General features: G+C 41.2%; 3 protein-coding genes. All 3 read left to right on the top strand.

Features of this window, described 5'->3' with window-relative positions:
• Positions 1-80 precede the first annotated feature (80 nt).
• The 3 genes from Q4Q49_RS22000 (at position 81) to Q4Q49_RS21990 (ending at position 2146) form a co-directional block, all read left to right on the top strand.
• Positions 81-515: a hypothetical protein gene (locus tag Q4Q49_RS22000; protein ID WP_312000442.1), complete on the top strand. Its 435-nt coding sequence runs from the start codon at positions 81-83 to the stop codon at positions 513-515.
• A 17-nt stretch (positions 516-532) separates the two neighbouring features.
• Positions 533-823 carry a hypothetical protein gene (locus tag Q4Q49_RS21995; protein ID WP_312000441.1) on the top strand — a complete coding sequence of 97 codons (291 nt, stop codon included), beginning with the start codon at positions 533-535 and terminating at the stop codon, positions 821-823.
• Between the two features lie 180 nt (positions 824-1003).
• Positions 1004-2146, top strand: coding sequence for a nitroreductase family protein (locus tag Q4Q49_RS21990; protein WP_312000440.1), 1143 nt, complete (start codon positions 1004-1006; stop codon positions 2144-2146).
• Positions 2147-2204 lie beyond the last annotated feature (58 nt).

Genomic DNA, 2204 nt, shown 5'->3' with positions numbered 1-2204 from the left:
TATCAACGAACGCCACTTCGTGGCTGGACAGCCTAAAGCGTGGCTTCGCCACAGGCTGCCCGTTATAAAGGCGTTAACCCTTGCGTGAAGCTATGAGAAGACCATTGCCAATTCTTTTATTTCTTTTTACCTTGCAATCAAATGCTGAAGAATTCGATTTGCCAGTGAAAATTTCATGGCAGACAGAAAAAGGGACTGTTAGTCGAGAAATTAGCTCAGAAAACATTATCGAAGTAAGCAATGCGATTTCTGAAGACAGAAAAAATATTTCATTCAAACTAGAGGTTACTGCAGTGGTACTTGATGAAGCCAGCGCACAAATAGCATTTATCGGTTATTGGTGTGTGGTAAATCGAGTGGGTGAATTCGAATATTTAAGTGTGAGTGAATCAGATGTTATCTCTGTTAGCAGTAATCAGGTTGCAAATTTTGACTGTGGTAATAATTTCAAAGTAAATGTGGAATGGGTTAACAAGTCAAGCAAGAAGGACGTGCTAACGCACGCCTCTTCTTGAAGCGTTATGAGTAAGTAATGGGAAAGAAGCTACCGCCAGATCAATTGGAACTCTATAAAAGAATTGATGAGATTCTTTTCTATAAGTGGGATCCGATTGGAATTTCAGATGGAGACTGGGCTAGGGACGAGTATCAATCTTACCTGCCAAGAGTTTTCGCTTATGCAATGGAAAGTGATTCGCCTGATGCAATTGCTAAATATCTAGGCGTAGTCTCAACGGAAAGTATGGGCTTATCTGCAGCGCCGGAACACGACATGAATATTGCAAAAATGATTATTGAAGTAAAAGAGGGCTTGGGGCTGTAGCATGTTGCAAGCAAAACTCATAACAAAGCCAAGCACAATCGTGCAATGCAAAATGCGCATTGCACTGGACCTCGCTACGCTCGGCCTGTGTTGGCGGCGTTAGGTGCCACTTAGTCAGAGATTGTTCATACTTTATCAAAAGTTGATTTTAGCAAAAAATTATTTTAATAGGGGATTGATATGCCATTAGAAAAACAATGGTCCTTTGAAGATAGTGCGCTATGGAAGCTTAAACTGAGACTTCAATTTAGTGGTTGGTTACAATATATTATTCATGCAACATGGATATTGATGCTACTGCTGATTACTGTAGTCGGTTGGTTAATTGGGCATTGGCAAGTTTTATTGTTTTGGATTCCACTTGGTTTAGCTACATTGTTGAGTATCGCGCTGGTTGGCACGATTATCATGGTTAAATATGGACTACACCCCACCGAAAAAATACCTCCAAATAAAAATCATCTCGATGCATTTGATTTGATGCGATCACGTCAATCATGCCGTTCATTTCAATCTCGTAATTTAACAGCGGAACACCATGCCGAATTACTCAAAGCAGTACAGCTTCATAGCCAGGAAAATCAACTGCTTGGGAAAAAACCGATTCGATTTGAATATATCAAGGCACCATTAACCGTTTGGCCCGTTGTTGGTGCGCACGAATTTTTGGTAGCCATTGCCCCGAAGGAATATAACCGCTTATCAATTATTGATGTTGGTCGGAGTTTGCAAAAAATTGTGATTGAAGCGACTCGTATGGGTATTGCGACTTGTTGGATAGGACCAGGCGCCGATAATAAAAGCATTCTGCAACATCTAAATGACAAGATCGACCCAGCAAACGATCATGTCATTTGTGTTTGTGCAATCGGCTATAATTCGATGTATAAACCATTATTCATTCGCTTCTTTAATCGTTTAATGCATAAACGCTTACCGTTATCGGAACTGTTTTTTTCCGACCCGTCATTTAATACGCCATTGGATACTCAAGCCAATCCGTATAGTGTTTATGGACGCTGTTATGAGGTTTGCCAGTGGTCGCCCTCGTCATACAATGGGCAAACTACACGCTGTGTCGCAATTACAAAGCAGGAAAATGGTGAAGAAAACCTCATTCGTTTTGATTTCTTCGCCTCCATCAGCTCGCGGTATTATGCTGCTGTTGCACTTGGTATCTGGTGTGCAAACTGGGAAACAGGTTGTGAGGCTTTGAATAGGCGCGGTCAATTTAGAGTTCTGTCACCTAGTGATAGAGTGTTTACAGCAGCTCCTGAGTTGCCACGCTACGACATCAGCTGGGTAGTTAATGAAACCCCTTGATTGGTGATTTTATTGAGCTCTAATACACTTAAAACCTATATGGTCAGCATGTTCTTCA

The organism is Shewanella sp. SP1S1-7 (genome assembly GCF_031932105.1).
Classification (GTDB): domain Bacteria; phylum Pseudomonadota; class Gammaproteobacteria; order Enterobacterales; family Shewanellaceae; genus Shewanella; species Shewanella baltica.
The sequence above is the reverse complement of the archived record's forward strand: the minus strand, read 5'-3'. Positions and strand labels throughout refer to the sequence as shown.

Excerpts from the sequence above, each read along its gene's own strand:
- Q4Q49_RS21995 (WP_312000441.1), top strand. The coding sequence starts at position 533 with ATGGGAAAGAAGCTACCGCCAGATCAATTGGAACTCTATAAAAGAATT.
- Q4Q49_RS21990 (WP_312000440.1), top strand. The coding sequence starts at position 1,004 with ATGCCATTAGAAAAACAATGGTCCTTTGAAGATAGTGCGCTATGGAAG.